At 55.3% G+C, this 26,065-nt stretch carries 25 protein-coding genes and 1 other RNA gene; 13 read left to right on the top strand and 13 right to left on the bottom strand.

What is annotated here, in order from left to right; genetic code table 11:
* Positions 1–16 precede the first annotated feature (16 nt).
* A complete protein-coding gene (gene kbaZ / locus ACOT0L_RS21830; protein WP_032677146.1) occupies positions 17–1,324 on the bottom strand; it encodes a tagatose-bisphosphate aldolase subunit KbaZ in 1,308 nt (435 codons plus the stop codon).
* A 239-nt stretch (positions 1,325–1,563) separates the two neighbouring features.
* On the opposite strand from kbaZ, the gene ACOT0L_RS21825 reads away from it, so the two are divergent.
* Positions 1,564–2,367: a DeoR family transcriptional regulator gene (locus tag ACOT0L_RS21825; RefSeq protein WP_015571958.1), complete on the top strand. Its 804-nt coding sequence runs from the start codon at positions 1,564–1,566 to the stop codon at positions 2,365–2,367.
* Positions 2,368–2,474: 107 nt separating this feature from the next.
* Here the strand turns inward: ACOT0L_RS21825 and garD are convergent, their stop codons facing one another.
* Positions 2,475–4,046 (bottom strand): galactarate dehydratase, encoded by a 1,572-nt coding sequence (gene garD / locus ACOT0L_RS21820; protein ID WP_023298704.1) that lies wholly within the window; start codon positions 4,044–4,046, stop codon positions 2,475–2,477.
* Positions 4,047–4,412: 366 nt separating this feature from the next.
* Between garD and garL the strand changes: the two genes are divergently transcribed.
* The 11 genes from garL to ACOT0L_RS21765 all read left to right on the top strand — a co-directional run bounded on the left by garL (position 4,413) and on the right by ACOT0L_RS21765 (position 18,203).
* Entirely contained in the window at positions 4,413–5,183 is a 771-nt protein-coding gene (gene garL, locus ACOT0L_RS21815; RefSeq protein WP_003862676.1) for a 2-dehydro-3-deoxyglucarate aldolase, read from the top strand.
* A 21-nt stretch (positions 5,184–5,204) separates the two neighbouring features.
* The gene (garR, locus tag ACOT0L_RS21810) at positions 5,205–6,095 is read left to right on the top strand and encodes a 2-hydroxy-3-oxopropionate reductase (RefSeq protein ID WP_022649490.1); all 891 of its coding nucleotides are present in this window, start codon (positions 5,205–5,207) and stop codon (positions 6,093–6,095) included.
* Between the two features lie 56 nt (positions 6,096–6,151).
* Positions 6,152–7,297 (top strand): glycerate 2-kinase, encoded by a 1,146-nt coding sequence (gene garK / locus ACOT0L_RS21805; protein ID WP_126504247.1) that lies wholly within the window; start codon positions 6,152–6,154, stop codon positions 7,295–7,297.
* A 32-nt stretch (positions 7,298–7,329) separates the two neighbouring features.
* Positions 7,330–7,706, top strand: an RNA gene (gene rnpB, locus ACOT0L_RS21800) — RNase P RNA component class A.
* A 672-nt stretch (positions 7,707–8,378) separates the two neighbouring features.
* Positions 8,379–9,299, top strand: a complete 921-nt coding sequence (gene tdcA, locus ACOT0L_RS21795; protein WP_126504249.1) for a transcriptional regulator TdcA — start codon at positions 8,379–8,381, stop codon at positions 9,297–9,299.
* A 96-nt stretch (positions 9,300–9,395) separates the two neighbouring features.
* Positions 9,396–10,385 carry a bifunctional threonine ammonia-lyase/L-serine ammonia-lyase TdcB gene (gene tdcB / locus ACOT0L_RS21790; protein ID WP_032626468.1) on the top strand — a complete coding sequence of 330 codons (990 nt, stop codon included), beginning with the start codon at positions 9,396–9,398 and terminating at the stop codon, positions 10,383–10,385.
* Between the two features lie 9 nt (positions 10,386–10,394).
* Positions 10,395–11,726 (top strand): threonine/serine transporter TdcC, encoded by a 1,332-nt coding sequence (gene tdcC, locus ACOT0L_RS21785; RefSeq protein WP_022649486.1) that lies wholly within the window; start codon positions 10,395–10,397, stop codon positions 11,724–11,726.
* A 30-nt stretch (positions 11,727–11,756) separates the two neighbouring features.
* Complete coding sequence (tdcD, locus tag ACOT0L_RS21780; protein WP_126504251.1) at positions 11,757–12,965, top strand: propionate kinase; 1,209 nt, start codon at positions 11,757–11,759, stop codon at positions 12,963–12,965.
* Positions 12,966–12,980: 15 nt separating this feature from the next.
* Positions 12,981–15,275 (top strand): formate C-acetyltransferase, encoded by a 2,295-nt coding sequence (gene pflB, locus ACOT0L_RS21775; RefSeq protein ID WP_126504253.1) that lies wholly within the window; start codon positions 12,981–12,983, stop codon positions 15,273–15,275.
* 274 nt (positions 15,276–15,549) lie between these two features.
* Positions 15,550–16,881: an amino acid permease gene (locus tag ACOT0L_RS21770; RefSeq protein ID WP_022649483.1), complete on the top strand. Its 1,332-nt coding sequence runs from the start codon at positions 15,550–15,552 to the stop codon at positions 16,879–16,881.
* A gap of 20 nt (positions 16,882–16,901) precedes the next feature.
* On the top strand, positions 16,902–18,203 hold the full coding sequence (locus ACOT0L_RS21765) for a serine dehydratase subunit alpha family protein (protein ID WP_022649482.1): 1,302 nt from the start codon (positions 16,902–16,904) through the stop codon (positions 18,201–18,203).
* A gap of 101 nt (positions 18,204–18,304) precedes the next feature.
* Here ACOT0L_RS21765 and ACOT0L_RS21760 read toward each other — a convergent pair whose 3' ends face one another.
* The gene (locus ACOT0L_RS21760; protein WP_022649481.1) at positions 18,305–19,006 is read right to left on the bottom strand and encodes a pirin family protein; all 702 of its coding nucleotides are present in this window, start codon (positions 19,004–19,006) and stop codon (positions 18,305–18,307) included.
* Positions 19,007–19,110: 104 nt separating this feature from the next.
* On the opposite strand from ACOT0L_RS21760, the gene yhaJ reads away from it, so the two are divergent.
* Positions 19,111–20,013 carry a DNA-binding transcriptional regulator YhaJ gene (gene yhaJ / locus ACOT0L_RS21755; RefSeq protein WP_022649480.1) on the top strand — a complete coding sequence of 301 codons (903 nt, stop codon included), beginning with the start codon at positions 19,111–19,113 and terminating at the stop codon, positions 20,011–20,013.
* 47 nt (positions 20,014–20,060) lie between these two features.
* Here yhaJ and ACOT0L_RS21750 read toward each other — a convergent pair whose 3' ends face one another.
* From ACOT0L_RS21750 to exuR, 10 genes are all read right to left on the bottom strand, one after another.
* Entirely contained in the window at positions 20,061–20,426 is a 366-nt protein-coding gene (locus ACOT0L_RS21750) for a DUF805 domain-containing protein (protein WP_022649479.1), read from the bottom strand.
* Between the two features lie 106 nt (positions 20,427–20,532).
* Positions 20,533–21,519 (bottom strand): glutathione S-transferase family protein, encoded by a 987-nt coding sequence (locus ACOT0L_RS21745; RefSeq protein ID WP_063135867.1) that lies wholly within the window; start codon positions 21,517–21,519, stop codon positions 20,533–20,535.
* Positions 21,520–21,591: 72 nt separating this feature from the next.
* Complete coding sequence (locus ACOT0L_RS21740) at positions 21,592–21,984, bottom strand: DoxX family protein (protein WP_006812075.1); 393 nt, start codon at positions 21,982–21,984, stop codon at positions 21,592–21,594.
* 254 nt (positions 21,985–22,238) lie between these two features.
* On the bottom strand, positions 22,239–22,535 hold the full coding sequence (locus ACOT0L_RS21735) for a YqjK-like family protein (RefSeq protein WP_022649477.1): 297 nt from the start codon (positions 22,533–22,535) through the stop codon (positions 22,239–22,241).
* A complete protein-coding gene (locus tag ACOT0L_RS21730; RefSeq protein ID WP_003862647.1) occupies positions 22,532–22,930 on the bottom strand; it encodes a phage holin family protein in 399 nt (132 codons plus the stop codon). The genes ACOT0L_RS21735 and ACOT0L_RS21730 overlap by 4 nt, the downstream gene beginning before the upstream one ends.
* A 2-nt stretch (positions 22,931–22,932) precedes the next feature.
* Entirely contained in the window at positions 22,933–23,238 is a 306-nt protein-coding gene (locus ACOT0L_RS21725) for a DUF883 family protein (protein WP_008503141.1), read from the bottom strand.
* A 29-nt stretch (positions 23,239–23,267) separates the two neighbouring features.
* Complete coding sequence (locus ACOT0L_RS21720; protein ID WP_017382428.1) at positions 23,268–23,636, bottom strand: DUF1090 domain-containing protein; 369 nt, start codon at positions 23,634–23,636, stop codon at positions 23,268–23,270.
* Between the two features lie 143 nt (positions 23,637–23,779).
* Complete coding sequence (mzrA, locus tag ACOT0L_RS21715; RefSeq protein ID WP_022649476.1) at positions 23,780–24,163, bottom strand: EnvZ/OmpR regulon moderator MzrA; 384 nt, start codon at positions 24,161–24,163, stop codon at positions 23,780–23,782.
* 2 nt (positions 24,164–24,165) lie between these two features.
* A complete protein-coding gene (yqjA, locus tag ACOT0L_RS21710) occupies positions 24,166–24,828 on the bottom strand; it encodes a DedA family general envelope maintenance protein YqjA (RefSeq protein ID WP_022649475.1) in 663 nt (220 codons plus the stop codon).
* Between the two features lie 341 nt (positions 24,829–25,169).
* Positions 25,170–25,946: a transcriptional regulator ExuR gene (gene exuR, locus ACOT0L_RS21705; protein WP_023298695.1), complete on the bottom strand. Its 777-nt coding sequence runs from the start codon at positions 25,944–25,946 to the stop codon at positions 25,170–25,172.
* Positions 25,947–26,065 lie beyond the last annotated feature (119 nt).

Here is a 26,065-nt window from a genome sequence, read left to right as displayed (position 1 = left end):
GTTTTCCTCTTTTTAATTATGCGTGTTGAGTCGTTACGCCTTCGCAGGCGGCATGGTACTGCTGGAGTATGTCCTGAATGTGGTCGAGAATGAGCTCCCGTGGTGTGGACCTGAGAGCACCCTCGCGAACTTTGCTGTACTGCAACGGCAGATACTGGCTGATCAGCGGCAGCGGGATCGGTTCATCCGCCAGGTTGCGTACCAGTCGCTCAAAAGCCTCGTCAATCTGGCTGTCTGGCCAGTAATAGCGCACGCGGTCGGAATAGCTGTAACCGCGGGCCAGGCGACGGGCATTGCCGTCGCCGTGATAGTGGCTTTGCCAGTATTCCGGGCGATCGAGCATCACGTTTTCCAGGACGTGACGCAGTCCTGAGCAGGCTTTTGCCGGCAAAAGCTCTTCTTCAATTGCAGCCAGTGAGAACAGCGCTTCGCGCAGCGCGAAGGTTAGCGCAGGGCCGACTTTCAGAATGGCGAAGTGATCTTTCACCAACTGGCGCAGCGCCTGCGGCGTCTGGTAATCGGTAGAGTGTGCTTCAAATACGAGCGTGTCGTAGGCTTCAACCATCTTGCTCAGTGCGACGGCTTTATGCGGTTGATAGTCACAAACGTGCGCATGGTCGAACTCAACGCCAGGCTGAACCACCAGGCCAATAATGCGCGGCCAGATGTCGCTTAACCCTTCCTTCTCGAATGCGTGGCGGTGTGCCTCAAGCGTGGCACGTGCCGCCTCTGGTGTGGTGACCTCAAGCTCGGTCAGCGTTTCGTGTGCCCCACCGGGAACCGGAACTTCCGTGCCGATAACGTAGACCAGATCCGCTACGCCAAATTGCTCGAGACAGGTGGTTTCGGCAATTTTAGCCAGCCGAGCGGCACGCCCGGCAACGATTGCATCGGTTAAAGGAACCGGATCGTCTTCGCAGGACATGCTGCAATCGAGGTGAATTTTTTTAAATCCGGCCGCCACGTAGCTTCTGATCAGATCGTCGGCGTTCGCCATCGCCTGCAAAGCTGGCAGGTTTTGCCAGCGGTTTGGACCTAAATGATCGCCGCCAAGGATCAGCTGTGAGGTGGGGAAACCGAGGGATCCCGCCAGATTGCAGACAAACCCATAAAAATCGGCGGGCGTCATACCGGTATAGCCGCCAAACTGATCCACCTGGTTTGAGGTGGCTTCAATCAGCAGAGGCGTCTGTTGTGAATGGGCGTAACGAATTGCAGCTTCAAGTACCAATGGATGTGCGGAACAGACGGCGTAAATCCCGTTTGTATTCCCCCGTTTATGTTGTTCCACCATTTCTGTCAGATGTTTCACTTTCCTCTCCATTTCGGATGGTGTTGGTATTCATCTTTCGTTTTGTTTCATTTGATACTGCATTATGGTGGGGTAAAAATAAAACGAAAGATAATAGTTTTCCGATCTGTTTCACAAAAGAAACATAATGAAAGGTTTCAGCGGCGGTTAAGCTTGCGTCTGCTCACCATACAGGGCTTGCATTCCCTCAAAAGAAAGGCGTTAATAAGCAAAACGAAATGAAACGAAAGTTTATTTACTAAGGAGCTCGTATGAGCAGCACCGATTCATCCGCAGAGAAGCGCATCACCGGCACCAGTGAAAGGCGAGAGCAGATCATTCAGCGGTTGCGGGCGCAGGGAAGCGTGCAGGTTAACGATCTTTCTCTTTTATACGGCGTGTCGACGGTGACGATCCGTAACGATCTGGCCTTTCTGGAAAAGCAGGGGATTGCCGTTCGCGCTTACGGCGGCGCGCTGATTTGCGAAGGCAATGCCCCCGGCGTGGAGCCGTCCGTTGAGGACAAAAGTTCCCTTAATACGGCTGTGAAGCGCAGCATCGCGCAGGCGGCGGCTGAACTGGTGAAGCCGGGTCATCGCATTATTCTGGACTCCGGCACCACAACCTTTGAAATTGCCCGCATGCTGCGCCAGCATACCGATGTCATTGCCATGACCAACGGGATGAACGTGGCAAACGCGCTGCTGGAAGCGGAGGGCGTAGAGCTGCTGATGACCGGCGGGCACTTGCGCCGTCAGTCGCAGTCCTTCTATGGTGACCAGGCGGAGCAGTCCTTACAGAATTACCATTTTGACCTGCTGTTCCTGGGCGTCGATGCCATCGATCTCGATCGGGGGGTGAGTACGCACAACGAGGATGAAGCCCGTCTGAACCGGAAAATGTGCGAGGTGGCGGAGCGTATTATCGTTGTCACTGATTCCAGCAAGTTTAACCGTTCAAGCCTGCATAAAATCATTGATACTCAGCGGATCGACATGATTATCGTTGATGAAGGTATTCCGGCGGAAAGCCTGGAAGGGTTACGCAAAAGCGGGATCGATGTGGTGCTGGTCTAAAGAGGCTTTTCCCCTCACCCTAACCCTCTCCCCATAGGGGAGAGGGGACTGCTCGGTGCGGTTTTTTTACCCTCTCCCCGGTGGGGAGAGGGCAGGGTGAGGGGCCATCACGTCACCGGTGCCGGGTTAAACACCGCCAGCGAGTTATGCAATCCCCATTGATCGGAGAAGGTTTTCTTCCGCCCGCTTGCCACATCCAGAATGAAGTGGAACAGCTTCCAGCCCACCTCTTCAATACTCTCTTCCCCGGTGGCGATGGTGCCCGCGTTGATATCCATTAAGTCATACCAGCGGTTTGCCAGCTCGGTGCGGGTCGCCATTTTGATCACCGGTACCGCCATCAGGCCGTACGGCGTGCCGCGTCCGGTGGTAAAGACCTGTACCGTAATGCCGGATGCTACCTGCTGGGTGCCGCACACGAAATCACTGGCAGGCGTTGCCGCGTAGATCAGACCGCGTTTGGTTGGTCGCTGGCCAGGTGAGAGCACTTCCACAATCGCGCTCTGGCCGGATTTGGCAATCGACCCGAGGGCCTTTTCCACCACGTTCGCCAGGCCGCCTTTCTTGTTACCCGGCGACGGGTTGGCGCTGCGGTCGGTTTTGCCCATGTCGAGATAGTTATCGTACCAGGCCATCTCTTCCAGCAGGCGTTTGCCCACCTCTTCGTTGACGGCGCGCGGCGTGAGCAGGTGGATAGCATCACGCACTTCGGTGACTTCAGAGAACATCACCGTGGCGCCGCAGCGCACGAACAGATCGGAGGCATAACCTACCGCCGGGTTAGCGGTGACGCCGGAAAACGCATCGCTGCCGCCACACTGTGTCCCAACCACCAGTTCAGAGGCCGGGCAGGTTTCACGCTGGCGTTTGTTCAGCTTCTCCAGATGGCGCTCTGCCACCTGTAAAATGTCGTCGACCATCGATCTGAAGCCGACATGGTGTTCATCCTGAAGACGCACAATACTGGCCTCGTCAACCGGAATGGCTTTCACATCCTCAGTACCCTGCAACAGGCGTTCTGGCTGCAATTTTTCACAGCCGAGGCCAATCACCATCACCTCGCCGCCAAAGTTCGGGTTAAGGGCGATATTGTGGATCGTGCGGATCGGCACGACCGCTGCGGGCGCGTTGATCGCCACGCCGCAGCCGTACAGGTGGTTAAGACCCACCACGCCGTCAACGTTGGGGTATTTCGGCAGCAGATCGCGCTCAATAATTTTCACCACGTAATCCACGACACCCGCCACGCAATGCACGCTGGTGGTGATGCCAAGCAGGTTTTTGGTTCCCACGCTGCCATCCGCGTTGCGGTAACCTTCGAAGGTATAACCCTCCAGCGGAGGTAACGGCTCAGGGACGCGGGTAGCCAGCGGCAACGTCTCCAGCGGCGGGGCGGTGGGCAGCTCAACCAGCGACTCCTCAATCCAGCTACCCTGCGGGATAGCGCGCACCGCATAGCCGATGACTTCGCCGTAGCGCACGATTTCGCCCTGCGCCGGGATATCGACCAGTGCGACTTTATGCCCCTGCGGAATGTGCTCAATCAGCTCCAGCCCGTCCGGAAAGCGGGTACCCGCTTTTAAGCCATTGTCGTTGACAATAATCGCCACGTTATCGGTATCGTGCACTTTTATATAGAACGCCGTCGGCGCCGCCTGTCGAATTTCAATATCGGCCATTGTTCACTCATCTCCAGCAAAATATCTGATACTAAATATAGCCAGATGGTTAATCGTTTCTTATTGAGGAAATAAAGAATGTCAGGAGAGGAAAAGTGAGAATGTGATCGCGATCGCTCCCGAAACACTAATCGTTGATTCTGTGCATCAGCGCCCACTGCATTGGGCATATGCTCAAAAAAGCGTGCTAACCCCGTTGGATAATTGAGCATTGAGACAATGTGCTGCCGGGTGGTGACGATTATACTGAATGACGATTTTATAACGCCAAAATTCAGTCAGTAAATAAATTTAACGCTGACGCTGAGTCGGAATAAATAAGAAAAGCTACTGGCTAAAACTGCGGAATTAAAAAAGGTATACGTAATGAGTAACGACATCTTCCCGAATAAATTTAAAGCGGCCCTTGCGGCGCATCAGATTCAGATTGGCTGCTGGTCTGCGCTGGCCAACCCCATCAGCACCGAAGTGCTGGGCCTGGCCGGATTCGACTGGCTGGTGCTGGACGGCGAACATGCGCCAAACGATATCAACACGTTTATTCCGCAGCTGATGGCGCTGAAAGGCAGCCACAGCGCGCCGGTGGTGCGTGTACCTACCAACGAGCCGGTGATCATCAAGCGTCTGCTGGATATCGGCTTCTACAACTTCCTGATCCCGTTTGTTGAAACGGAAGAAGAAGCGGTGCTGGCCGTAGCTGCCACCCGCTATCCGCCGGAAGGGATCCGCGGCGTGTCTGTCTCGCACCGCGCCAACATGTTTGGCACCGTGCCGGACTATTTCGCCCAGTCCAACAAGAACATCACCATTCTGGTTCAGATCGAGAGCCAGCAGGGGGTCGATAACGTCGACGCCATTGCCGCGACCGAAGGTGTCGACGGTATTTTCGTCGGCCCGAGCGATCTGGCGGCCGCCTTTGGTCATCTGGGCAACGCCAGCCACCCGGACGTGCAGCGGGCAATCCAGCACATTTTTGCCCGTGCCAAAGCGCACGGTAAACCGTGCGGCATTCTGGCGCCGGTGGAAGCCGATGCCCGCCGCTACCTGGAGTGGGGCGCAACGTTTGTCGCCGTCGGCAGCGACCTCGGCGTATTCCGCGCCGCCACGCAGAAATTAGCGGACGCTTTTAAAAAATAACCATCATTGAGGAAACAGATTATGACGCTGAAAGTGGGTTTTATTGGCCTGGGTATCATGGGCAAACCAATGAGCAAAAACCTCATCAAAGCAGGTTACTCACTGGTGGTTTTAGATCGTAATTCAGACGCGGTGGCAGAAGTGATTGCGGCTGGCGCAGAAACGGCGACAACTGCAAAAGCGATCGCCGAGCAGTGCGATGTCATTATCACCATGCTGCCAAACTCCCCGCACGTGAAAGAGGTGGCGCTGGGTGAGAACGGCATTATCGACGGCGCGAAGCCGGGTCTGGTGGTGATCGACATGAGTTCTATCGCGCCGCTGGCGAGCCGCGAAATCAGCGAGGCGCTGAAAGCGAAAGGCGTGGAGATGCTGGATGCGCCGGTCAGCGGCGGCGAACCGAAAGCCATCGACGGTACTCTGTCGGTAATGGTGGGGGGCGATAAAGCCGTGTTCGACAAATACTACGACCTGATGAAAGCCATGGCTGGCTCCGTGGTGCATACCGGTGAAATTGGCGCAGGCAACGTCACCAAGCTGGCAAACCAGGTGATTGTGGCGTTGAACATCGCGGCCATGTCCGAAGCACTGACGCTGGCCACCAAAGCGGGCGTTAATCCGGATCTGGTCTATCAGGCCATTCGCGGTGGTCTTGCGGGCAGCACCGTGCTGGATGCCAAGGCACCGATGGTGATGGATCGTAACTTCAAGCCGGGCTTCCGCATCGATCTGCACATTAAAGATCTGGCGAATGCGCTGGATACCTCCCACGGCGTGGGCGCACAGTTGCCGCTGACTGCCGCCGTCATGGAGATGATGCAGGCGCTGCGTGCGGACGGTCTGGGCACCGCCGATCACAGCGCGTTAGCGTGCTATTACGAAAAGCTGGCGAAGGTTGAAATTGCTCGCTAATGACGTCCCGCCCGGTGGCGTTACGCTTACCGGGCCTACGGCTCAGGCATACAACTATGAAAATCGTAATCGCGCCAGACTCTTATAAAGAAAGCCTGTCTGCCACTGAGGTGGCGCAGGCGATAGAAAAAGGATTTCGGGAAATTTTCCCCGACGCTCATTACGTGTCTGTTCCCGTTGCTGACGGCGGAGAAGGTACGGTTGAAGCGATGATCGCCGCGACGCAGGGCACCTGGCAGCAGGCTGTCGTCACCGGCCCGTTAGGGGAAAAGGTGAAGGCCAGCTGGGGGATCTCGGGCGACGGTACCACCGCGTTTATCGAGATGGCCGCCGCCAGCGGCCTGGTACTTGTTCCTCCCGCGCAGCGTAACCCGCTGGTCACGACGTCGCGCGGGACGGGGGAGCTGATCCTCCGCGCGCTGGATAAAGGCGCGCGCAACATCATTATCGGTATCGGCGGGAGCGCAACCAACGATGGGGGCGCGGGTATGATGCAGGCGCTGGGCGCGAAGTTTACGGATGCGAACGGGACGGAGATCGGCTACGGCGGCGGCAGCCTGATGGCGCTTAACCGGATTGATATTTCCGATCTCGATCCGCGTCTTCAGGGATGCGCAATCCGCGTCGCCTGTGACGTGACGAATCCGTTGGTCGGTGAAAGCGGCGCGTCGCGTATCTTTGGCCCGCAAAAAGGCGCCACGGAGGAGATGATCCTCGAACTCGACGCCAGTCTTAGCCACTACGCCGGGGTGATCAAAAAATCGCTGCTCATTGACGTCAACCGGGTTCCGGGGGCTGGCGCCGCGGGCGGCATGGGCGCAGCGCTGATGGCCTTCCTGGGTGCTGAGCTGAAAAGCGGCATCGAGATTGTCACTCAGGCGCTCAATCTTGAAGAACATATTCACGACTGCACGTGGGTGCTGACCGGGGAAGGGCGCATCGACAGCCAGAGCATTAATGGCAAAGTGCCCGTCGGTGTGGCGAGCGTCGCCAAAAAATACCATAAGCCGGTGATCGGGATTGCCGGAAGTCTGACGCAGGATGTGGGTGTGGTGCATCAGTACGGCATCGACGCGGTGTTCAGCGTACTGACCCGCATCGGTTCACTGGAAGAGGCGTTCCAGGGAGCGTATGACAACATTTACCGCGCCTCGCGGAATATCGCGGCCACATTGCAGGTAGGCATGCGTAGCCAGGGGTGACAGCGGCGCGCAAACCCTCTATACTGCGCGCCGAAGCTGACCAGACAGTCGCCGCTTCGTCGTCGTCCCTTTCGGGGGAGACGGGCGGAGGGGAGGAAAGTCCGGGCTCCACAGGGCAGGGTGCCAGGTAACGCCTGGGGGGGAAACCCACGACCAGTGCAACAGAGAGCAAACCGCCGATGGCCCGCGTAAGCGGGATCAGGTAAGGGTGAAAGGGTGCGGTAAGAGCGCACCGCGCGGCTGGTAACAGTCCGTGGCACGGTAAACTCCACCCGGAGCAAGGCCAAATAGGGGTTCACATGGTACGGCCCGTACTGAACCCGGGTAGGCTGCTTGAGCCAGTGAGCGATTGCTGGCCTAGATGAATGACTGTCCACGACAGAACCCGGCTTATCGGTCAGCTTCAACTTCTTACGAAACCCCGCTTCGGCGGGGTTTTTGTTTTCTGAAGGTTGCATGCCGGGTCAGCGAAGCGCCAAACGACATCAATTCTCAATTTTGCGACGCCAAGCACATTTCACTGCTTTACCGATTATGCGTTCCTTTCATCTGCTGCGCATGATCGTAATCACAAAATTTAACGCTATAAAATTAGAAAATTTTAGTGTTGAACAGATGTTGTGAATGTTGACTCAGTGATGCTGAATGTTATTCATTTGATAATTTAATATTGAATCTAAAAACATTCTTCTGGTGAATGTGTGATATATCCCACTCTTTAACCGGAAGCTGAGAAAACATTCCTGATAAAGTTGATAAACCACAAAAATGTTTTAAAAGAATAATGATGGTTTATTAACCTTTAATTGCCTGAAAGATAGTCTTTATTAATATTGTTAAGGCAAAAAAATTCATGCTGGTTATTGCCATAAAATAAATTTATTACCGCGGATTTTGTTGATCAATATCAGCGTAATTGCGTATTTTTAGCTGTCTAACTGTTTGAATGATAAGATTATAAATCGATTTTAAATGTGGTTGTAAAAAGGGCATCCTGGCAAATTGTGAGTAACAGCACATACCCCTTGAAACAATATTGGGTAGAATCCGCTGCGTCATAGGGAAATAAGCGCAGAATATTATGAATACTATTATTCTACCGAAAACACAGCACCTCGTGGTATTTCAGGAAGTCATCAAAAGTGGCTCTATAGGTTCTGCTGCAAGACAACTGGGGCTGACGCAACCTGCCGTCAGCAAAATCATCAGCGACATCGAATCTTACTTTGGGGTGGAAGTGATGGTGCGTAAAAACACCGGCGTAAAACTCACTGCCGCCGGTCAGGTGCTGCTGTCCTACGCTGAGTCGATCACCCGCGAAATGAAAAACATGGTGAGCGAGATCAACAGCCTCAGTTTCAGTACCGTCATGGACGTCTCCTTCGGCTATCCGTCGCTGATTGGCTTCACCTTCCTGTCCGGGATGATCAAAAAATTCAAGGAAGTGTTCCCGAAAGCGCGCGTCTCAATGTATGAAGCGCAGCTCTCTTCATTCCTGCCCGCCATTCGCGATGGCCGGCTGGATTTCGCCATCGGCACGCTGAGCGACGGGATGCAGCTTCAGGATCTTCACGTTGAGCCACTGTTTGAATCCGAGTTTGTGCTGGTGGCGAGTAAATCACGAACGTGCACCGGCCCGACCAGACTGGCATCGCTCACGCATGAGCAGTGGGTGATGCCGCAAACCGATATGGGCTACTACAACGAACTCCTGACCACCCTGCAAGACAACCACATCAGCATTGAAAACATCGTCCAGACCGATTCCGTCGTCACCATCTATAACCTTGTCCTCAATGCCGATTACCTGACGGTGATCCCCCGTGACATGATTGCCCCATTCGGCTCGGACCAGTTTATTGTCCTGCCGGTGGAAGATGCATTACCCGTGGCGCGTTATGCCGCCGTGTGGTCAAAAAATTACAGTATTAAAAAATCGGCGTCAGTATTAGTTGAACTGGCAAAACAATATTCGTCGATGAATATCGAAAAACGACGATAGAAATAATGATGATTTAAAACACCCGGAGCGACGATTTTTAACGCTCTGATACCCTGACTTTGCCTGAAAACAATGAATTATTATAACGAGGATATTATGCACATTACTTACGATCTCCCGGTGACCATTGAAGATATTCAGGACGCCAGAAAAAGACTGGCGGGAAAGATCTATAAAACCGGTATGCCGCGTTCAAATTATCTGAGCGAACGGTGTAAGGGTGAGATATTCCTGAAATTTGAAAATATGCAGCGTACCGGTTCGTTTAAAATACGTGGGGCGTTTAATAAATTAAGCTCGCTGACCGATGCGGAAAAACGCAAGGGCGTGGTGGCCTGTTCCGCAGGGAACCACGCGCAGGGGGTGTCGCTCTCCTGCGCCATGCTCGGCATCGACGGCAAAGTGGTAATGCCTATGGGCGCGCCGAAATCCAAGGTGGCCGCCACGCGCGACTACTCCGCCGAAGTGGTGCTGCACGGCGAGAACTTTAACGACACTATCGCCAAAGTGAGCGAAATCGTCGAGATGGAAGGGCGCATATTTATCCCGCCTTACGACGATCCGAAAGTGATCGCCGGTCAGGGCACCATCGGCCTGGAAATCCTCGAAGATTTATACGACGTGGATAACGTGATTGTTCCCATCGGCGGTGGTGGTTTAATTGCCGGTATTGCGACAGCAATTAAATCCATCAACCCAACTATCAATATTATCGGCGTGCAGTCTGAAAACGTGCACGGAATGGCGGCGTCGTATCAGACCGGTGAAATAACGAACCACCGCATTACCGGCACATTAGCGGACGGCTGCGACGTGTCTCGCCCGGGTAATTTAACCTTCGAAATCGTTCGTGAACTGGTTGACGACATTGTGCTGGTCAGCGAAGACGAGATTCGCAACAGCATGATCGCGCTTATTCAGCGAAATAAAGTGGTTACGGAAGGTGCTGGCGCGCTGGCGTGCGCGGCGTTATTAAGCGGCAAGCTGGACCACTATATTCAGGGCCGTAAAACCGTCTGCATTATTTCCGGTGGCAATATTGATCTCTCCCGTGTTTCCCAAATTACCGGCTTCGTTGACGCATAAAGGTGACCTATGAGCAACACAGAAAGCATTATCGTTGGCCAGACAAAAACGTCCTCCTGGCGTAAATCGGATACCACCTGGACGCTCGGCCTGTTTGGTACCGCCATTGGCGCTGGCGTGCTGTTCTTCCCCATCCGCGCAGGCTTTGGGGGGTTGATCCCTATTCTGCTGATGCTGGTTCTGGCGTTCCCCATTGCCTTTTACTGCCACCGCGCGCTGGCGCGTCTGTGTTTGTCCGGCAGTAACGTCTCCGGCAACATCACCGAAACGGTGGAGGAGCATTTTGGTAAGACCGGCGGGGTGGTGATCACCTTCCTCTACTTCTTTGCTATTTGCCCGCTGCTGTGGATTTACGGCGTCACCATTACCAACACCTTTATGACCTTCTGGGAAAACCAGCTCCAGATGCCTGCCCTGAACCGCGGCGTGGTAGCGTTGTTCCTGCTGCTGCTGATGGCCTTTGTGATCTGGTTCGGTAAAGACCTGATGGTGAAGGTGATGAGCTACCTGGTGTTCCCGTTCATCGCCAGCCTGGTGCTGATTTCTCTCTCGCTGATCCCGTACTGGAACTCAGCGGTGATCGACCAGGTTAACCTGAGCGATATCGCCTTCACCGGTCATGACGGCATTCTTGTCACGGTGTGGCTGGGGATTTCCATTATGGTCTTCTCCTTCAACTTCTCGCCTATCGTCTCCTCGTTTGTGGTCTCCAAGCGCGAAGAGTACGAGCCGGAGTTTGGTAAAGAATTCACCGAGCAGAAATGTTCCAAAATCATCGGTCGCGCCAGCCTGCTGATGGTGGCGGTGGTGATGTTCTTCGCCTTTAGCTGCCTGTTTACGCTCTCTCCGCAGAACATGGCGGACGCCAAAGCGCAGAACATTCCGGTGCTCTCTTACCTGGCGAACCACTTCGCGTCGATGTCAGGCAGTAAATCCACGTTCGCCACGGTGCTGGAGTACGGCGCGTCCATCATCGCGCTGGTCGCTATCTTTAAATCCTTCTTCGGTCACTACCTGGGCACGCTGGAGGGGCTGAACGGCCTGATCGTTAAGTTCGGCTACAAGGGCGACAAGAAGAACGTCTCCGTGGGCAAGCTGAACACCATCAGCATGGTCTTCATCATGGGCTCCACCTGGATTGTGGCCTATGCCAACCCGAACATTCTGGACCTTATTGAAGCCATGGGCGCGCCAATTATCGCCTCTCTGCTGTGCCTGCTGCCGATGTACGCCATCCGCAAAGCACCGGCGCTGGCGAAATACAAAGGCCGGACCGAGAACATCTTCGTAACCGTGGTCGGCCTGCTGACCATTCTGAACATCGTGTACAAACTGTTTTAAACCAAAGCTCAGGAAGAGCGGAGCCATACCATGATTGAGTTTCCGGTAGTACTGGTCATTAACTGCGGATCGTCCTCTGTTAAGTTTTCGGTGCTGGACGCCGCAGGCTGCGATGCCCTGCTGACGGGCATTGCGGACGGCATCAACACAGAAAAAGCCTTTATTTCCGTGAATGGGGGTGAGCCAGTCAGACTGGCTCATCAGGACTACGAAGGGGCGCTGGCCGCCATCGCCCTGGAGCTGGAGAAGCGCGACCTGATGGGCAGCGTGGCTTTGATTGGCCATCGCATTGCCCACGGCGGCGATCTCTTCAGCGAGTCGACCCTGATCACGGAAGAGGTGATGGAGCAGATCCGCCAGGTCTCCCCGCTGGCGCCGCTGCATAACTACGCCAACCTGAGCGGCGTGGAAGCCGCCGGGCGCCTGTTCCCCGGCGTGCAGCAGGTGGCGGTATTTGATACCAGCTTCCACCAGACCATGGCGCCGCAGGCGTATCTGTACGGCTTGCCGTACCGCTATTTTGAAGAGCTGGGCGTGCGCCGCTACGGCTTCCACGGCACCTCTCACCGCTACGTGGCGGCGCAGGCGCACGCGCTTCTCGGGCTCTCCGCCGAAGACAGCGGCCTGGTGATTGCCCATCTCGGCAACGGGGCGTCCATTTGCGCGGTGCGTAACGGCGTAAGCGTGGACACGTCCATGGGGATGACGCCGCTTGAAGGACTGGTGATGGGCACGCGCTGTGGCGACGTAGATTTTGGCGCGATGGCGTGGATTGCCCGGCAGACCGGCCAGACGTTCGAGGATCTGGAGCGCGTGGTCAATAAAGAGTCCGGGTTGCTGGGGCTCTCCGGCATCTCCTCCGATTTGCGCGTGCTGGAGAAAGCCTGGCATGACGGCAACGAGCGGGCGCGGCTGGCGATAAAGACCTTTGTCCACCGCATAGCGCGGCATATCGCCGGTCATGCCGCGTCCTTGCACCGTCTGGATGGCGTGGTGTTTACCGGCGGGATCGGTGAGAACTCTGTGCTCATACGCGCGCTGGTGGTGGAGCACCTGAAGGTGTTTGGCATCATCCTCGACGAGTCCAAAAATGCCCTGCCGGGCAGCGCGGGTGAGGGCGTGATCTCCACCGAGTCGTCACGCGCGGCCTGCGCGGTGATCCCTACCAATGAAGAAAAAATGATCGCGCTGGACGCCCTCCGTCTTGGGAAGGTCACCCCGGCTGCGGCTTACGCCTGATAAAGCGAGAATCTGATGAAAGTAACAATCGATACGGGCGTCGCGCCTTACAGCGACGCATGGGCCGGGTTTTGCGGTGAAGAATGGAAAAACGCCGTTAACGTGCGCGATTTTATTCAGCATAACTACACCCCTTATGAAGGCGATGAAGCTTTCCTCGCGCAGGCGACGCCAGCAACGACGGCGCTGTGGCAGAAGGTGATGGTCGGCATTCGCCAGGAGAATGCCACCCACGCTCCGGTGGATTTTGACACCAACATCGCCACCACCATTACCTCGCACGGGCCGGGCTATATTGACCAGGAGCTGGAGACGATCGTCGGCCTGCAAACCGACAAGCCGCTCAAGCGGGCCCTGCATCCGTACGGCGGGATCAATATGATCCGCAGCTCATTCGAAGCCTACGGTCGCGAGATGGATCCGCAGTTTGAATATCTCTTCACCGACCTGCGCAAAACCCACAACCAGGGCGTATTTGACGTTTATTCCCCGGAGATGATGCGCTGTCGAAAATCCGGCGTGCTCACCGGTCTGCCGGACGGCTACGGGCGTGGACGCATCATCGGCGACTACCGCCGCGTGGCGCTGTACGGCATCAGCTATCTGGTGCGCGAGCGGGAACTTCAGTTCGCCGATCTCCAGGGGAAACTGGAGCGCGGAGACGATCTGGAGGCCACGATCCGCCTGCGCGAGGAGCTGGCGGAGCATAAACGTGCGTTGCTCCAGATCCAGCAGATGGCGGCGAACTATGGCTTTGATATTTCACGTCCGGCGATGAATGCGCAGGAAGCGGTGCAGTGGGTCTACTTTGCCTACCTTGCCGCAGTGAAATCCCAGAACGGCGGGGCGATGTCGCTGGGGCGCACGGCCTCGTTCCTCGATATCTACATTGAACGCGACATGCAGGCAGGAAGGCTGAACGAGGTGCAGGCCCAGGAGCTGATCGACCACTTCATCATGAAGATCCGCATGGTGCGCTTCCTGCGCACGCCGGAGTTCGACACGCTCTTCTCCGGCGATCCGATCTGGGCCACGGAAGTGATTGGCGGCATGGGGCTGGATGGCCGTACGCTGGTGACCAAAAACAGCTTCCGCTATCTGCATACCCTGCACACCATGGGGCCTGCGCCGGAGCCAAACCTGACGATCCTCTGGTCCGAACAGCTGCCGATCGCGTTCAAGAAATACGCCGCGCAGGTCTCGATCGTCACCTCCTCGCTGCAATACGAGAACGATGATCTGATGCGTGCCGACTTTAACAGCGACGACTACGCCATTGCCTGCTGCGTCAGTCCGATGGTGATCGGCAAGCAGATGCAGTTCTTCGGCGCACGCGCCAACCTGGCGAAAACGCTGCTGTACGCGATTAACGGCGGGGTGGATGAGAAGCTGAAGATCCAGGTGGGGCCGAAAACCGAGCCGCTGCTGGATGAGGTACTGGATTACGACACCGTAATGGCGAGCCTCGATCACTTCATGGACTGGCTGGCAGTGCAGTACATCAGTGCGCTGAATCTCATTCACTACATGCATGATAAATACAGCTACGAAGCCTCGCTGATGGCGCTGCACGACCGGGACGTTTACCGCACCATGGCCTGCGGCATTGCCGGGCTGTCGGTGGCGGCGGATTCCCTGTCGGCCATCAAATACGCCACGGTAAAACCGGTGCGCGACCACACCGGTCTGGCGGTCGATTTCGTCATCGAAGGCGACTATCCGCAATACGGCAACAACGACGATCGCGTGGACAGTATCGCCTGCGATCTGGTTGAGCGCTTTATGAAGAAAATCCAGGCGCTGCCGACGTACCGCAACGCCGTGCCGACGCAGTCGATCCTGACCATCACCTCCAATGTGGTTTACGGGCAGAAGACCGGCAACACGCCGGACGGACGTCGCGGCGGTACACCGTTTGCGCCTGGCGCCAACCCGATGCACGGGCGCGACAGAAAAGGGGCGGTGGCGTCGTTGACCTCGGTCGCCAAGCTGCCGTTCACCTATGCCAAAGACGGGATCTCCTACACCTTCTCCATCGTGCCGCAGGCACTGGGCAAGGACGAGCTGGTGCGCAAAACCAACCTTGTCGGGCTGCTGGACGGGTACTTCCACCACGAAGCGACCATTGAGGGCGGGCAGCACCTGAACGTCAACGTGATGAACCGGGAGATGCTGCTGGATGCCATCGCCCATCCGGAGAACTATCCGAACCTGACGATCCGCGTTTCAGGCTATGCGGTGCGGTTTAACGCTCTGACCCGCGAGCAGCAGCAGGACGTGATTTCGAGGACGTTTACGCAGGCGATCTAACACAGGCCCCATCTTCAGCCTCCTCAGATGAGGAGGCTTTTAATTTTGTGAACACCGTCAATTTTAGAAAACTCTCTCTCTTTTCTGCTATCCCGAAGTAATATTTTCCTCTTGCCTTAGGAAATCCCTATAAAAGTTGTGACTTTTTTCTCCCGCGCTCCGGATATGATCTCCCCATACCAATAACTCACACCTGCACCCTCTGACTCGCAATCGCTGGCGATCGGAACCTTATAAAAACAAATCGTTACCCTACAAAATAAGCGAGTGCCCAATGAATATGGCAACAAACAGCAGTGTGATTGTGAGTGATTCCCCTGCGGCAAGGCGGGCGGGAATGAGCGAAAGCGAATGGCGAGAGGCGATTAAATTCGACAGCACCGATACGGGCTGGGTCATCATGAGTATTGGGATGGCTATCGGCGCGGGCATTGTTTTTCTTCCGGTGCAGGTTGGATTAATGGGGCTATGGGTATTTTTACTCTCGTCGATAATTGGTTATCCGGCCATGTACCTGTTCCAGCGCCTGTTTATTAATACGCTGGCGGAATCACCGGAATGTAAAGACTATCCGAGCGTTATTAGCGGATATTTAGGCAAAAACTGGGGCATCTTATTGGGTGCACTTTATTTCGTGATGCTGGTGATCTGGATGTTTGTCTATTCGACGGCCATTACCAACGACAGCGCATCCTATTTACACACCTTCGGCGTAACCGACGGTTTGCTCTCGGAAAATCCGTTCTACGGCTTATTCCTGATCTGCATTCTGGTCGCCATTTCGTCGCGCGGTGAAAAGCTGCTGTTTAAAGTCTCCAGCCTGATGGTGCTGACCAAATTATTTGTGGTGGCGGCGCTGGGGCTTTCGATGATTGGCCTCTGGCATTTAGCCAACGTCGGCATGCTGCCGCCAATGGGGCTGCTGATTAAAAACGCCATTATTACGCTGCCTTTCACCTTAACCTCCATTCTGTTTATTCAGACATTAAGCCCGATGGTGATTTCCTATCGTTCAAGGGAAAAATCCGTTGAGGTGGCGCGTCATAAAGCGCTGCGGGCAATGAATATCGCCTTTGGCGTGCTGTTTGTGACGGTCTTTTTCTACGCTGTCTCCTTCACCCTGGCGATGGGGCACGACGAGGCGGTAAAAGCCTACGAGCAGAATATTTCCGCCCTGGCAATCGCAGCACAGTTTATCAGCGGTGACGGCGCGGGCTGGGTCAAAATTGTCAGCGTAATCCTCAATATTTTCGCTGTGATGACCGCGTTCTTTGGCGTCTATCTCGGCTTTCGTGAGGCGACGCAGGGCATTGTGATGAACATCCTGCGCCGCAAAATGCCGGCGGAGAAAATCAATGAAAATGCCGTCCAGCGCGGGATTATGCTGTTCGCCATCCTGCTGGCCTGGAGCGCGATTGTGTTAAACGCGCCGGTGCTGAGCTTCACTTCCATCTGTAGCCCTATTTTCGGGATGGTGGGCTGCTTAATTCCGGCGTGGCTGGTCTACAAAGTGCCCGCACTTCATAAATATAAAGGCGTATCGCTGGTGATTATTGTGATTACCGGGCTGCTGCTTTGTGTTTCTCCTTTCCTCGCCTTCTCATGAGGTTAAATAAGGTCGTAACGATGTCTGAGCAAATTAATCCTTTATGGAACCATTTTATTCGCGCGGTGCAGGAAGAGGTAAAGCCTGCGCTGGGCTGTACCGAACCCGTCTCGCTGGCGCTGGCGTGCGCGATGGCTGCCGGACAGCTTGACGGTGAGGTGACGCGTATCGAGGCGTGGGTATCGCCGAACCTGATGAAAAACGGGCTTGGCGTAACGGTGCCCGGTACCGGTATGGTCGGTTTACCCATCGCGGCCGCGCTGGGGGCGACAGGCGGTAATGCACACGCCGGGCTGGAGGTGTTGAAAGACGCGTCGTCCGAGGCGCTAACGCGCGCCAAAGCACTGCTGAACGCGGGTCTGGTGCAGGTAAAATTGCAGGAGCCGTGCGATGAGATCCTCTATTCACGTGCCTGCGTTTACGTCGGTGAATCCTCGGCGATGGTGACCATCGCTGGCGGGCACACTCGCGTGGTGGAGGTAGTTTGTCAGGGCGAAACGCGCTTCAGGCTTGACGATAATCAGAGCCAGAACAGCGACGATCCGCTGGCGGTGCTCTCGACCACCACGCTGTCGCAGATCCTTGAGTTTGTGGAACAGGTGCCGTTCGACGCGATCCGCTTTATCCTCGATGCGGGACGGCTGAACGATGCGCTCTCCCGCGAAGGTTTACGTGGCAACTGGGGGTTGCATATTGGTGCGACGCTCAATAAACAGCGCACACGCGGATGGATGGCGCAGGATCTGGGTTCAGACATTGTTATCCGCACCAGCGCAGCCTCGGATGCCCGCATGGGGGGCGCGACACTGCCGGCGATGAGCAACTCGGGTTCAGGGAATCAGGGCATCACCGCCACCATGCCGGTGGTGGTGGTGGCTGAGCACGTTCAGGCCGATGACGAACGGCTGGCGCGGGCGCTGATGCTCTCGCACCTGTCGGCGATCTATATCCATTACCAGCTTCCGCGCTTGTCCGCGTTGTGCGCGGCGACAACGGCCGGAATGGGGGCCGCCGCAGGGATGGCGTGGCTGATGGGCGGATCTTACCAGACTATTGCCATGGCGATCGGCAGTATGATCGGCGACGTCAGCGGGATGATCTGTGACGGGGCGTCTAACAGTTGCGCAATGAAGGTCTCGACCAGCGTCACCAGCGCCTGGAAAGCCGTGATGATGGCGCTGGATGATACTGCCGTGACGGGCAACGAGGGGATTGTGGCCCACGACGTGGAGCAGTCGATCGCGAACCTGTGCGCGCTGGCGTGCCGCTCGATGCAGGCAACGGACCGGCAGATTATTGAGATTATGGCGAGTAAGGTGTAAAAATTTCCCCTCACCCCAACCCCTCTCCCCATAGGGGCGAGGGCTCGATCGTTCCCTCTCCCCTTTGGGGAGAGGGCTAGGGTGAGGGGCGAGTCTGTTCTTTAAACCGGCAAATCAATCAGCAGCGCGCGCAGCGGCGTATCCGCCACCAGGGTGATATTCGCTTCATCACGAATAAACGCGCCGTCGCCGCAGGTGAGCGCCTCTTTCTCTTCCGCGTGCGTCACCGCATGCACCGTTCCGTGAATGGACTGCAGATAGGCGCGCGGGCCATGAAGCTGGAAGCTTGCCTGTTCACCTTTTTTCAGTTCGATATGGTGCAGCCACACCTGCTGGCGTAACTGCAGGCTGCCTTTGCTGCCGTCTGGCGAGGCAATCAGCTGCTGTTTATCGCCCTTCAGATCGATTTTTTGCACCAGCGGATTTTCCCGCTCCGGACAGGCATCCAGCCACAGCTGCATGCGGGTCAGCGTTTTGTCTTTGCTGAGGTTATGCTCGCTATAGCTAATACCCGGCTGCGTGGAAATTAACAGCGCCTCGCCAGCCTTCGCCTGGACATGATTGCCCTCGCTATCGCGGTATTCTGCCTCGCCTTCCAGGATCAGGTTCAGGATATCGACTTTCGGGTACGTGCGCGGCTGGAAGGACGCGCCCGGGGCGAGCACTTCCTGGTTCAATACGCGCAGTGAAGCGTAACCGAGAAGTTTAGGGTCAAAGTAGTGTCCAAAGGAAAAGGTGTAGCGGGCCTGCAACCAACCGAAATCGGCTTGTCCGCACTGTTTCGCTGTTCTTGTCGTAATCATAAACTTGACCTCTCTTTACACTAAATCAATGGTAAAGGTATGGACGCTGCATTGTTAGCCAGATATTCTGCCCGGTATGTTCAAATTTCCTGAATGAGAACGAGATGGCTAAAGAGAGAGCATTGACGCTTGAGGCGCTTCGCGTCATGGACGCGATTGACAGGCGCGGCAGTTTTGCCGCGGCGGCAGATGAACTGGGGCGCGTTCCGTCTGCGCTGAGCTATACCATGCAAAAGCTGGAGGAGGAGCTGGATGTTGTGCTCTTCGATCGCTCCGGTCATCGAACAAAATTCACCAACGTTGGGCGGATGCTGCTGGAGCGCGGCCGCGTATTGCTGGAAGCGGCGGATAAACTGACGACCGATGCCGAAGCGCTGGCCCGCGGCTGGGAAACCCATCTGACGTTAGTGACCGAAGCGCTGGTGCCCACCGAGGCGCTGTTCCCGCTGGTGGACAGACTGGCCGCGAAAGCCAATACCCAGCTGTCGATCATCACCGAGGTACTGGCCGGGGCGTGGGAGCGTCTTGAGACGGGCAGGGCGGATATCGTCATTGCGCCGGATATGCATTTCCGCTCATCGTCAGAAATTAACTCGCGCAAACTGTACAGCGTGATGAACGTCTACGTCGCTGCGCCGGGTCACCCGATCCATCAGGAGCCGGAACCGCTCTCTGAGGTCACGCGCGTGAAATACCGCGGCGTGGCGGTGGCGGATACCGCGCGCGAGCGCCCGGTGTTAACGGTGCAGTTGCTGGATAAACAGCCGCGTCTGACGGTGACGTCGCTGGAAGATAAGCGTCAGGCGCTGCTGGCGGGGCTGGGCGTGGCGACCATGCCGTATCCGTTCGTCGAAAAGGACATTGCAGAGGGACGGCTGCGCGTTGTCAGCCCGGAATACACCAGCGAAGTGGATATTATTATGGCGTGGCGTCGTGACAGCATGGGCGAAGCCAAATCGTGGTGTTTACGCGAAATTCCGAAGCTTTTCACGCAATATAATAAATAAAATCGTAATTTGTAGGCCCGGTAAGCGAAGCGCCACCGGGCTTTTTTTTATGCGCAGATCTTCGGATCCGGACCAAAGCGGTTTTCTCCCGGCGTTCCGCTCTGACAGTTGAAAATCAAAATGACGATCCAGCCGATAAGCGGGATCAACAGCAACAGCAGCCACCACGCCGAACGATCGGTGTCGTGAAGACGACGAAACAGTACGGCCCATGAAGGCAGCAGAACCAACACACCATAAATGGTGGTGAGAATGCCTTCGCCCCCCTCGCGTTCCCAGCCGAGGATTTTGTCCACAATACCCAGCACCATAATCAGGACGAAGTTCACCAGAACGAACATCCAGTACTCTTTACGGCGGGCACGGCCACCAAATCCAACGTAGTTGCGCAGTACTTTTAAATACCAGTCCATTTTTCCTTGCCTCTTAGTCAGTCAATCACTTGTTTTCTAAGCGATCGAGGTAAGGATAGATGTATGCCGTGAATTAAAAAAGGGAATCAATTGATTCCCTAAATAATTATCCGAAACGCACGTCGCGCCCGTGTGGTTCATCCAGAACCTGCCACGGACCAATGGAGATAATGCCCGTTGGGTTGATGGTCTTATGACTGCGGAAATAATGGGTGCGAATATGGTCAAAATTGACCGTCTCCGCAATACCCGGCATCTGATAGATGTCGCGCAGGAAACCGTGCAGGTTCAGATAATCGCTGATGCGATGCTTGTCGCACTTGAAGTGGGTGACATACACCGGATCGAAGCGGATCAGCGTCGTCCACAGGCGGATGTCTGCTTCGGTGAGGCGATCGCCCGCTAAATAACGATGCTGGCCGAGGATCTGCTCCAGACGTTCCAGGGATCCAAACACGTTGCCGACCGCTTCGTCGTACGCTTCCTGACTGGTGGCAAAACCGGCTTTATAGACGCCGTTGTTGACGTTGTCGTAGATCCAGCCGTTCAGCTCGTCAATTTTCTCGCGCAGCTCAACCGGATAGTAATCCCCGGCGCGGGCGCCGTGCGCGTCAAACGCGGTATTGAACATGCGAATGATTTCAGCGGATTCATTGCTGACGATCGTCTGGTTTTTCTTGTCCCACAGCACAGGCACCGTTACGCGTCCGGTGTAGTGCGGATCGGCGCGCAGATAGAGCTGATACAGGAAATCGTGATGATAAAGCTCATCACCCGTCGCGGCCGGGAAGTCACTGTCGAACGTCCAGCCGTTTTCCAGCATCAGCGGGTTGACCACCGAAACCGGAATTAGCGATTCGAGACCTTTAAGTTTGCGCACAATCAGCGTGCGGTGCGCCCACGGACAGGCGAGAGAAACATACAGATGATAACGATCTTTCTCCGCCGCAAAGCCCCCTTCGCCACTCGGGCCGGGTGCGCCGTCGGCGGTCAGCCAGTTACGGAAGGCCGAAACAGAGCGCTTAAAGCGTCCACCGGTGGATTTGGTGTCATACCAGACATCCTGCCAGACGCCGTCTACGAGTTGTCCCATTTTTTTCTCCTCCGTCAGATAGCAAAAGCGAGGATATGTCTCCTCGCTTTGAATGTAATCAGTATAGCGTGCTTACCACTTCTTATTCAGAAGACGGTCGATGCTGTAGGCGCCCGGACCCGTGATAGCCAGCAGCAGGAAGCCACCCGCGATGGTCAGGTTTTTCATGAACATCAGGGAGTTCACGCCTTCCGCAAAGTTGCTGTGGAAGATGAACGCGGTCAGCAGGGTAAAGCCTGCGGTGAACAGCGCCGTGGTGCGGGTCAGGAAACCGAACAGCACTGCCAGGCCGCCGCCGAACTCAAGCAGGATGGTCAGTGGCAGCAGGAAACCCGGCACGCCCATCGCTTCCATATACTGCTGAGTGCCCGCATAGCCGGTAATCTTGCCCCAGCCTGCGGTGATGAACAGCACAGGCATCAGAATACGCGCTACCAATACACCAACATCTTCTAATTTTTTCATTTTACTCTCCAGGAAACCACATCAGCGGCTAAACGTTATTTGCGTGCAAATTCGGGTAGATACCGCGTCTTTGCTGTCGATGGAGAGGAGTGTAAACGGGGCGGATGGCAATTGTTAGCAAGGAAAACTGTCAATCTTTTTCAAAGATATTGAGTAAGGGAGCATAGAGAGATTTTGCCGGGTGACGGCTACGCCTTACCCGGCCTACTTTTTTACCGTAGGCCGGGTAAGCGCAGTGCCACCCGGCGAGAAGGCTAGCGCAGCTGCTGCTGACGAATCGTTGCTTTCACCAGACGCCATGCGCTCCAGACACCAAAGCCACGGCGTGCCCAGCGAATCAGCATGTTTGGATGACGAATCGTCCAGATCGCCATCACGCTGCTACCCACCAGCGCCCACGAACGCAGGCTCAGAAGAGTATTCCAGCCGCGATCGTAACGCTGGGTCAGCTCCAGCCAGTCGCGACGGCTGGCGGACAGGTCCAGCCGCTGCTGCTGGATCTGGCTCAGCAGATACGCTTTCCGCTTTTGACGTTCGGCTTTGTCGCTCACGACTTATCATCCTCCAGCAGGGCGCGGTCGTTGGCCAGCTCCTGGCGAGTATGGCGCAGGAAGGTCGACGTGCGCGCTTTATGCAGGGTCCAGATACCGCCTATCAGCGCCGCCACCAGCAGAACCACGGTAGTCGCAATCATCGCGTTCAGCCGATACTGTGGATCGATAGCCCAGATGATTAACACCATCAGGCTCATCAGACCAAACGCGGCAAAGAGCATCGTAAGCCCAAGCATGAGCAGCATCTGGAAGAGATTGGCTTTCTCCTCTTCCAGTTCCACTACCGCAAGCCGGACGCGCGTTTCGGCAATCCCGACCAGCGTCGTAAGAATACGCTGGCCGATGCCGAGGACGTTTTTAGCAGGCCCTTGTGCGTGACGTGGATCTTCCATAATCAACGACGCGTCAGCAGGACACCCAGCACCACACCCACTGCGGCACCAATACCAACGCCTGTCCATGGATTGTCACGTACATATTCGTCTGCGCGCGCAGCCGCTTCGCGGGTCTGTTTCGCCAGTGCATCACCGGTTTCACCCAGACGGTAACGGCTCTCTTTCAGTGCCTGCTCCGCTTTGCTGCGCAGTTTGCTGACTTCTTCTTTCGATTTATCGGCAGAAGAGTTCAGCACCTCTTCCAGGGTGTCCGCCAGGGATTTCAGCTCAGCGCGCAGATGTTCTGAAGTTGTATCTTTTGACATGATTCTCTCCTGTTGAGATTTCCGTTAACTCAATAATCGCGAGCTTCCAGCGCTTTCAGTTCGTCCTGCGCCTCTTGCAACTTCCTCTCGCGCTTGGCAATTTTTTCCGCATCACCTTTCTCTTTCGCTTCTTGCAGGTCTTGACGGCGCTCGGCTATCTCGTCCTTCTGTTCAGCGATTTTTTCCTGATGATCGGCACGCAGCTTGCTGTCCGTACAATTGTCTTTCACTTCGCTCAACGCTTTTTTCAGTCCGTCGATCCGGTGCTGATTGTTATGCTTTTCGGCATAACTGATTTCGCGTTGAATATCCTGTTCTTTCTCCTGACAAAGAGACATAGCGAAGGAAGCTGTGCTTAAAGAAAAAAGGGCCAGAGCCAGGGTGATGCGGTATTTCATTATAGAAACCTTCCATTGTGTTACGGCGTAAGCCGTGTTCCAGAACTATGCGGAGAACATCTGAGGGGTGCTCCGCGTACTTAAGCATAGTAAGTAAACGGGAGTTTCACCAAAGTGGGTGAAAATATTCGGAATATTAGTCGTTAGCCAAATCGATGCGACGTGTCGCGTAACCGTGACATCCAGGAGGCTACGTGGCTGTCATCATCCTGTTGCGCGATGATGTAACCCTGCGGCAACGTGCGGTCCAGCACCGCTTTCGCCGCGGCGCTTTGCGCACTGGAGTCAAATTTTATCAGCAGCACATCGTCTTGCGGCGTGATGCTCTTAAAGCGGATCCCGTTAGCGTCCAGATGATGCCAGATGGAAAAACCATCCGGCACGCTGGTTCCTTGACTCACAGGACGGATAGTCAGCGTCGACTCCTGGTGCTGTAGGGCAGACCATAGCAGGATGAGAGCGCTGAACATCATTAGCGCGACGATGGCGTAAGAGAAGCGGCGCAGCGCGAGCGGGGAGATAACCATCGTTAACCCCTGGCTCCGTATTTCTTTTTCCACAGTACGACCAGTGAACCGACCAGGCCAAACACCAGCAGGACGACGGGCAGCAGCATCAGGCAAGACATCAGCTGGTCTTCATATTTCATAAAGACCGGCGTTTTACCGAGCGCATAGCCGAGCGTGGTCAGGATCAGAACCCACAGCAGGCCGCTCATCCAGTTAAAGAACTGGAAGCGCGCGCTGCTCAGGCCGGACAAGCCCGCAATGGTCGGCAGCAGGGTGCGTACGAATGCGATAAAGCGGCCAATCAGCAAGGCGGAGAGCCCGTGCTTATGGAAAAGGTGGTGCGCTCGCTGGTGATAATGTGCCGGAAGATGCGAAAGCCAGTTCTGAACGATTCGCGTGTTGCCCAGCCATCGCCCCTGAATATAACTCACCCAGCAACCCAGGCTGGCGGCAATGGTCAACAGCAGAACCGTTTGTGGGAAAGCCATCGCCCCTTTTGCACAGAGCACCCCAACCAGCACCAGCAGGCTGTCGCCCGGTAAAAAGGCAGCAGGCAGCAGGCCGTTCTCAAGGAACAGGATCATAAATAACACAAAGTAGAGCATGCCAATCATGGACGGGTTGGCCAGCGTTTCGAAATCCTGAGCCCAGAGGGCGTTCAGTAGTTGGGTCAAAAGTTCCATTCAGTGTTCCTGGAAATCGGTTAACGTCACGCCTGTCATACGGGAAAACAGCACGGCGACATTGTTATGATTTCATTATGGTCGCTCGCGGACACAATGATGTGTGGCCAACACTGTTCCCTGTTAATTGGCTGGTTAGCAAGCACTAACTTACAAAATAACGAAGTGAATCCAATTGTAACAAAGCCCGACGTTCTGCGTCACAGAATTTGAGGGGAAACACGATTTTGGCGTAAGCCACGGAGGGGAGCGAGAGATTTTACAAAGGCTGACACTATAGAGGTTTTCTTACCCTGTCTGGCCGGAAGGCGCGGCGGTGCGCCTGCCAGCAGTTCAGGAGGTTATTTTGCGACATTGGTCGCGGTATCGAGGTGAACCACCGGATTATCAGCAAAAAGATAGCGGTCAGCGTTAAATTCAAAGTCATCACTCGTTTCATTAAAAAGCATCTGTTTAGTGTTCTCCAGATGCTGCCACATTGCCAGTTTCGCCGCATGCGGATCTTTACGAATCAGGGCCTTAAGAATCTGGTCGTGGTCGTCACACCAGTTGTCTACCGTGCGGGAATCAATGTGATCGTGCAGTTTCTTCCAGTACGGGTTGTGAACGCGCTGAGTCCACATTTTTTCAACGATTGCCGCCAGCGCCGTGTTTTGAGTCGCAAGGGCGACCTGGACGTGGAATTGCAGGTCCCATTCGGAATCGCGGAAACATTTTTCTTTACGCGCATGATCCTGGATTTCCATCAGCTTCATGATGTCCTGCTTGGTGACCTGCGTCGCTGCGAATTCTGCGATATTGCTTTCAATCAGCTGGCGAGCCTGGAGAAGCTCAAACGGACCGTAGCTGGCAAATTCCAGACTTTCGTCCGGCGTGGGGGAGTGTTTCGCCTGGCTGGAAATCACGTGAATACCGGAACCTTTGCGTACCTCAACATACCCTTCAACTTCCAGCATGATGATGGCTTCGCGGACCACCGTGCGGCTGACGCTTTTTTCATCCGCAATAAAACGCTCAGCGGGAAGTTTATCACCGACAAGATAGACCCCTTGCTCGATGCGATCTTTCAGCTCGGCGGCAAGTTGTTGATATAAACGACGTGATTCGGTGATTTCCATATGCGCTCCAGGCAGGGTACGGCGAATGATTTGTTATACCACTTTTGCGTGCCACTCTCCAGATTTCGCCATTAAAAAAGCCGCCCGGAGGCGGCTTTTGCGACGTTTTTGCCGGGTGG

The sequence above is a fragment of the Enterobacter cloacae complex sp. XAL002 genome, assembly GCF_049236805.1.
Classification (GTDB): Bacteria; Pseudomonadota; Gammaproteobacteria; order Enterobacterales; family Enterobacteriaceae; genus Enterobacter; species Enterobacter intestinihominis.
This window is presented reverse-complemented; position numbering and strand designations above follow the sequence as displayed.